Source organism: Zhongshania sp., from assembly GCF_041623545.1.
In the GTDB taxonomy this organism is placed as follows: Bacteria; Pseudomonadota; Gammaproteobacteria; order Pseudomonadales; family Spongiibacteraceae; genus Spongiibacter.
In genome coordinates, this window is record NZ_JBFJWS010000226.1 from 1 (window position 1) to 5,319 (window position 5,319).

Sequence of the window (5,319 nt, forward strand, 5' to 3'; positions counted from 1 at the left end):
AAATGAAAGGGGTCAGAGCCCTTTTTTGTGACCGTCCGCTTTTTATCCAGTACCTGCCAGTTTTTGCGCTCAAAAACTCCCATGCCATAAAGTGCCCTGCCTGATTTTTACCATAAGCACGGCAAAACACTCATTGTAGGCTTTAATCGATAAATTCGGCGCTGTGCTGAATATCCAGTATTTCGCCAGTGTAGGGGTGCGTAAAGCGCAGGCGCGAGGCGTGCAGTAACAGCCGATCTGCGGCGGCCTTGGCGGCAGGGTGGGCGTAAAACTCGCAGCCTAAAATGGGGTGGCCAATGCTGGCGGTGTGTACCCGCAATTGGTGGGAGCGGCCGGTAATAGGCGTTAACAGTATTTGGCTGTGGCCGCCTTCGGTAATGCCTTGGCGCAGGTAATGGGTTTGGGCTTTTTTGCCGTAATCAAAATTCAGTTCTTGGCGGGGGCGATTGGGCCAGTCGCAGGCCAGCGGTAAATCGATAAAACCCTCGCGGCTGGTAAGCTCGCCGTAGACTACGGCTTGGTATTCTTTGTCAATTTTCCGGTCTTGGAATAAACGGCTCAGGGCGCGGTGGCTGTCTTTGTGCAGGGCAATAATCATTAGGCCCGAGGTAGACATGTCTAGGCGGTGAACAATGCTGGCGTCGGGGTAGACTTCTGCAATACGACTAATTAAGCAATCTTTATTGTCGGGGTGGCGGCCCGGCACCGACAGCAGGCCGGCGGGTTTGTTGATAATGAGCAGGTCATCGTCGCAATGTAAATAACCGATGGCCTCATCGCAGTAGGGCACAATAAAATCGACATTGGGGTTTTCTGGGCTGGCGCTCATTAGACAGGGTGTTTGCAGTGAATTGGCGGTCAGTATACCGGAAAACGCCACTCATTTTCCGGCGCGTAAATAGCCTGAGATCAAGGCGAAAAAGGATTCGCTCAAGGCGTTTTCGTAATACCAGCCTAGTTGGCTAGTGCAGTACTCGCAGTGGGCGTACTGCCACTCAAAGCCTTGGAACCAGCAGTAATGGTCGGTGGCTTTACCGGCAATAATTAAACCCGGCGCAGCCTGAAAACAACTCAATTCAAATACCACACCGTCCGGATTGACAAAGCGGTGTTGGTGCTCACCTTGTACCTGTACTCTATAATTCTCCGCGGTTACCGGATGATGGCAGTCTTGACAGTATATAAGCTGCTGTTGATCTGCCTCGTGAACTTGCAGCAGAACATCATGAACTAATTGCTTAATTGGTAGGCCACTCATAGCACACTCCGCTAAAATATCGCCATCACATACACCCCTAACATAGAAGGAAATGCACTTTGCGGCAAGCTTCTTCGGCGATAGATTGCCAGAACCTGACACTACGATTGCAGGAGTACATCCCCAACGCCCAACTGGCGAGCACCACCTTACCCGAGGTGCCGGAGATGAAATTGTGGCTGCTCAGCGCTGACTACCCCCAGCAAGACCTGAGCCCCGAGCAAACCCAGCGCATTATGAATTACCCCGCCTATTGGGTGTTTTGCTGGGCCAGTGGGCAGGTCTTGGCGCGTTATATTTTTGATAATCCTCATCTAGTGCAGGGTAAACGTATATTGGATTTTGGCAGCGGCTCGGGAGTGGCCGGTATTGCCGCCAAATTGGCGGGCGCGGCCTCGGTGATTGCCTGCGACCTCGATCCCGATGCCATTTTGGCCAGCCGCGCCAACGCCGACTTGAATGGCGTGGAACTAGAATACAGCGAGGATTTCTTTGCTAGCAGTGAGCAATACGACCTGATTTTGGTGGCCGATGTTTTGTACGATAAAAGCAATTTTCCGCTCTTACCGGCGTTTTTAGCCCGGGCGCCCCAAGTACTGATTGCAGACTCGCGGGTGAAGAATTTTCAGTTTGAGGGTTACGGCTGGCTGGCGTATCAGCGCGCCACCACCGTGCCGGATTTGGCTGAATCCGACGAGTTTTCTAAAGTTAATTTGTATTTGGGCCGGGTGGATTAGGGGGTAAGATATTTGCTCGGCCCCCAACCGTAAGTAACTAATTTTTACTCTGACCCCGGTCTTCGTTAACTGATTGGGTGGTATTGGATTCTGAATCAAGTTCAGAATGACGGTCTATCGGGCGTAGCAGTGAAGAGGGTGCAGCCCGTATCGACGAGACGGGCTGCTTGTACCTAAGCTGCATCGACTTCATAGGGGCGTACATCTAGTTCAATCTCGGAGCCGTGATCCTGTAGCGTTGTTTTTAGATCATAAGCTGATTGAAGGTTTAGCCAAGATTGCGCATCACCGCCGAAGTAGCGTGCCAAACGCAGCGCAGTATCTGGCGTCACAGCCCGCTCTTCGTTTAATATTTTGCTAATGCGGGTGACTGGAACGCGTAAGTCACGGGCAAGGCGATTGGCACTCAGCTCCAGTGGAAGTACGTACTCTTCCCGTAAAATTTCACCGGGGTGGATTGCTCGCATATTGTTCTGGATCATCGTAAAGCTCCTGACCATTATTTTAATGGTAGTCTGTAATTTCAACTTCATAAACTCCGGCGTCACTCCAAACAAAACAGAGGCGCCATTGCTTGTTAATACGAATACTGTGTTGACCAGCACGATCACCTTCAAGGGGTTCCAACTTATTGCCCGGCGGGCTTCTTAAGGCATCTAGTGTTGCGGCTGAATCAAGCATCTGCAATTTTCGTTCAACTACATTGCGAATATCCCGCCAACGCCGAGAAGTCTTCCCTTGGAAGATTTTACTCGTATCTTTGCAAGCAAATGATTTAATCATGATGATCATGGTATAACGCATGGCGTTATACTTCAAGCGCTAAGAAATTTCGGTCTAAACCATAGTTGCGCTAGTGCGTTTTGGGGTAATTGTTGGCTAATGACAAGGTTGTCTTGCGGACTTGGTCCAATATCTGGTGGGGTGACCGTGAACGAGTTTGGAGGTACTGGGTTCTGAATCAAGTTTAGAATGACGGCGTATAGGGAATAACGGAGCGACGACGGCAAGCTATCGCGCTAATAGGCGAATAATCCTAATAAACCGCGAGACGGCTGGGCTTTGCGCCGATATTATTTATTCTCACTCTACAATTTAGATCAAGGCGCGCGGCATGTTTGAGCTACCCAAAAACATTTACGTCATGGCGATTGTGAGTTCGTTGTGCCTAGCGACGTCGTCGTTAATGGTGTTGGTCAGCGGGTTGCTGGGTAGTAGTTTGGCGCCGAGCGCCTCACTAGCAACTTTGCCAATGGCGAGTTTTATTATTGGCACGGCGGTGTCTACCGTTCCCGCTGCCATGATTATGCGTAAGCTTGGCCGTAAAAATGGCTTTCTGCTCAGTATCTTCATTGCCTTTTGCGGCGCGCTTTGTGCACTAGCGGCAACGGTGCAGGTGAATTTCCTATTGTTTATTTTTGCCACCCTCTGCTTTGGCTTTAATCTGGCATTTGCGCAGCAGGGGCGGTTTATCATCATTGAAAATGCAGAGAATGCAAAACAGCAGGCAGACGGTCTGACCTTGGCGTTATTGGCGAGTTTGCTGGGCGGTTTTATTGGCCCGCAATTTGGCGCGTTGGGGCGGGATCTTATTGCCTCACCGCAGGGCTATGCGGGTTCGTTTTTGTTATTGGCAATTTTGTTGGTCATAGCCTTCGCGATTATGTGTGTTTACCAAGAGCGGGGCGTTGTTGAGGCTGAGAAGATTTCAGTAGAGCGTTCGCTGCTCCGTATAATTAAGCAGCCTAGCTTTATTCTCGCGGCGGGAACGGCGGCGACGGGCTATGCGGTTATGTCCTTGGTGATGACTGCAACACCGCTCAGCATGGTTGAGATGAGCGGCCACAGTTTTAATCACGCGACAATTGTCATTCAGTCCCATATTGCTGCGATGTTTTTGCCCTCGCTACTCACTGGGAAATTACTTAAAAAAGGGCTGCGGCTGAGTCTTATTGTTGCGGGTTTGATCTGCTATTTGGCGGTGATTGCGGTGGCCTTTAGTGGTCATGAGGTGATGCATTATTGGTGGGCCCTCGTGCTGCTTGGTCTTGGTTGGAATCTGTTGTTTATGACCGCTACGGCTTTACTCCCTGAAAGTTACCAAGGCGATGAGCGCTTTAAGGCTCAAGCGGCGAATGAGTTCAGTGTTATCGGTGTGCAGGCCATAGCAGCCCTGTCGGCTGGCTGGATTCTTTTTAATTACCAATGGGATGGCGTGCTAAAAACGGCGCTGAGTATTTCGGTCTTTTGGTTGCTGGGCTTGGTTTTCTTGGGGCATATCACAAGGAAGCGGCTGGCTGCCGCCACGGCGAGTTCATAAATTTTGGTAGTCGAGCCTAGGGTCTAATGCCTTGGTGGCTGCTGTTTTAGTGCTTTGAGTCCGGCTTTTAATCTGTTCAATCCGCTGCCGCATATCGGGGTGGCTGGCAAATATCGCCTGCCAACTGGCCTGCTGGTGCTGGGCGAGCATCTTCTCAAAAAAATCTTCGGCGCCGGCTAAGTGGCCATAATATTGTTCTAGGGTGTTGAGGGCTGCCTGGTCGGCGGCGGTTTCCATTTTTCGGCTGAAGCCGAGTGCGGTCATGATACCCGCTTGCTGTACCGTATTTTGCAGTGCGACGGCATTTTGGCCGGTTACGATGCTTAAAAATAATTGTACTAATATGCCGCCGCTAATGGATTGCGCGGGGTGGCGGAATTTGATGTGGGCTATTTCATGAGCTAGCACCATGGCCAGCGCATTCTCTGAAGGCACTTCACGCAATAAACCGGTGGTGACAAAGATATGGCCACCAAGCGTGGCAAAGGCGTTGGGTACGTCGGGCTCATCGAGAAGGTGGAAATGCAGTTGGATGTCGGGTGCTAGCGCTGATTTGTCGGCGAGCTGCTGGCCAAGTTCTTGAAGTGCAAGCTCGGCGTCGATCTTGGTTTGTGTCGTGCTGCTATTATCGCCGGTGAGCTGGCTAAATTTATCGGCTAAGGCTTGCTCGTAGCGAAAGGGGATTAGCGGCGCCAGTTGATGTGAAAATAGCAACAGTAGGGTGGCGATTGCACAGATCACGAGCAGTATTCCGCAGAGCAGAATAAAAAACTCTTTCAAGGGATTATCACCGGATGTGTTAATGCCCTCGGGAATTTTAGGATTTTGTTTTGGGAATGCCATGCTAGCGCTAGCTTACTTTTATGGGCACTGGAATTAGGGCGGTGCCATAGGCGAGGACTTCAACTGAGGCAATACCTTTATTGCCATTGCCTGATATGCGGCTGGTTTCTAGTTTGGTGTTGATAATGGCCTCGGCGCCAGCGGCGTGCGCCTGTTCTTGC

8 protein-coding genes are annotated in these 5,319 nt (G+C 50.8%); 2 read left to right on the forward strand and 6 right to left on the reverse strand.

Annotated elements, in window-relative coordinates; translation table 11 throughout:
• Positions 1–142: 142 nt before the first annotated feature.
• Both ABYT30_RS15085 and ABYT30_RS15090 read right to left on the reverse strand, forming a co-directional pair.
• Entirely contained in the window at positions 143–880 is a 738-nt protein-coding gene (locus ABYT30_RS15085; RefSeq protein WP_373097346.1) for a pseudouridine synthase, read from the reverse strand.
• The gene (locus ABYT30_RS15090) at positions 881–1,258 is read right to left on the reverse strand and encodes a cereblon family protein (protein ID WP_373082927.1); all 378 of its coding nucleotides are present in this window, start codon (positions 1,256–1,258) and stop codon (positions 881–883) included.
• Positions 1,259–1,317: 59 nt separating this feature from the next.
• On the opposite strand from ABYT30_RS15090, the gene ABYT30_RS15095 reads away from it, so the two are divergent.
• Positions 1,318–1,995: a methyltransferase gene (locus tag ABYT30_RS15095; protein ID WP_373082926.1), complete on the forward strand. Its 678-nt coding sequence runs from the start codon at positions 1,318–1,320 to the stop codon at positions 1,993–1,995.
• Positions 1,996–2,168: 173 nt separating this feature from the next.
• Here the strand turns inward: ABYT30_RS15095 and ABYT30_RS15100 are convergent, their stop codons facing one another.
• Positions 2,169–2,477, reverse strand: coding sequence for a HigA family addiction module antitoxin (locus ABYT30_RS15100; RefSeq protein WP_373082925.1), 309 nt, complete (start codon positions 2,475–2,477; stop codon positions 2,169–2,171).
• A 22-nt stretch (positions 2,478–2,499) separates the two neighbouring features.
• A complete protein-coding gene (locus tag ABYT30_RS15105; protein ID WP_373082923.1) occupies positions 2,500–2,778 on the reverse strand; it encodes a type II toxin-antitoxin system RelE/ParE family toxin in 279 nt (92 codons plus the stop codon).
• Between the two features lie 331 nt (positions 2,779–3,109).
• On the opposite strand from ABYT30_RS15105, the gene ABYT30_RS15110 reads away from it, so the two are divergent.
• Entirely contained in the window at positions 3,110–4,315 is a 1,206-nt protein-coding gene (locus tag ABYT30_RS15110) for an MFS transporter (RefSeq protein ID WP_373097347.1), read from the forward strand.
• On the opposite strand, the gene ABYT30_RS15115 is transcribed toward ABYT30_RS15110, so the two are convergent.
• Both ABYT30_RS15115 and ABYT30_RS15120 read right to left on the reverse strand, forming a co-directional pair.
• The gene (locus tag ABYT30_RS15115) at positions 4,310–5,158 is read right to left on the reverse strand and encodes a M48 family metallopeptidase (RefSeq protein WP_373097348.1); all 849 of its coding nucleotides are present in this window, start codon (positions 5,156–5,158) and stop codon (positions 4,310–4,312) included. The genes ABYT30_RS15110 and ABYT30_RS15115 overlap by 6 nt on opposite strands.
• A 7-nt stretch (positions 5,159–5,165) precedes the next feature.
• A partial coding sequence (locus ABYT30_RS15120) for a heavy metal-binding domain-containing protein (RefSeq protein WP_373097349.1) occupies positions 5,166–5,319 on the reverse strand: 154 nt, incomplete at its 5' end.